General features: G+C 52.4%; 1 protein-coding gene. It reads left to right on the top strand.

All coding sequences use genetic code 11. The features are described from left to right. Positions 1-204 precede the first annotated feature (204 nt). On the top strand, positions 205-845 hold a 641-nt coding region (locus tag COY37_RS08220; RefSeq protein WP_286977170.1), incomplete at its 3' end, for a nucleoside-diphosphate sugar epimerase/dehydratase.

Here is an 845-nt window from a genome sequence, read left to right as displayed (position 1 = left end):
CTGTTCCGTGACGACGAGCTTCGTTTGAGGTTGGGCAGGCAGGCAAAAGAGCGCTTTGAGCGCGAGTTTACCCTGGACACAATGTTTAACCGGGTGCTTGAAACGTACCGGGAGGTGCTTACAACCAGCTAGCCGTCCTGGGCACAGGTCCTGGATGTAGGGTTGAGCACGTAGATTGCGGATGGCCGCGAGCAAGAGGCAACTATGAGTCGGAAACAGTGGGTTATTTTTTCTATAATAAACGATGCGGTTCTAATCAATGTGGCGATTATCGTTGCGTTTTTGCTGCGGTTTGAAGGCGCCCTGCCGCGCCTTAACTTCCAGGCGTATACCAGTCTTGCGCTTTTTATCACCCTGGCCCAGATAGGCGCGCTCTACGTTTACGACCTCTACAACGTTGAAGAGGCGGGGGATAGCTGGGATATCACCTCCGGCATCATCAAGGCCGCGACGCTGGGTTTGATCCTTAATGTATTTTTAACGTTCTTCTTCAGGTTTTTCTCATTCCCGAGGCCGGTTTTTATCCTGGCCTGGTTGTTGCAGATACTCTTTATGAGCGGCTGGCGTATTGCCGCCGCCCGCATTTTTAAGATTAAATGGCCTACGCAGCGGGTTCTTATCGTCGGCAAGGGTGAGCCCGCGCTTGAGATTATTAGAGAGCTTAAGAACCGTGCGGAGTGGGGCTATGAAGTTGTCGGCGTTATCTGCAAAGATAAGAACCTGGTCGGCAGCAGCGTGGATGGGGCCGGTGTTATCGGTACCCTTGACGACCTTATACCTCTCATTCACTCCCGCAATATCGACCGCGTAATCGTTGCGTCACCGATAGCCCATAGAGAAACGCT

The sequence above is a fragment of the Candidatus Aquicultor secundus genome (assembly GCF_002791875.1).
In the GTDB taxonomy this organism is placed as follows: Bacteria; Actinomycetota; Aquicultoria; order Aquicultorales; family Aquicultoraceae; genus Aquicultor_A; species Aquicultor_A secundus.
Note: the sequence above shows the minus strand (reverse complement) of the source record. Positions and strands in the feature narration are given on the sequence as shown.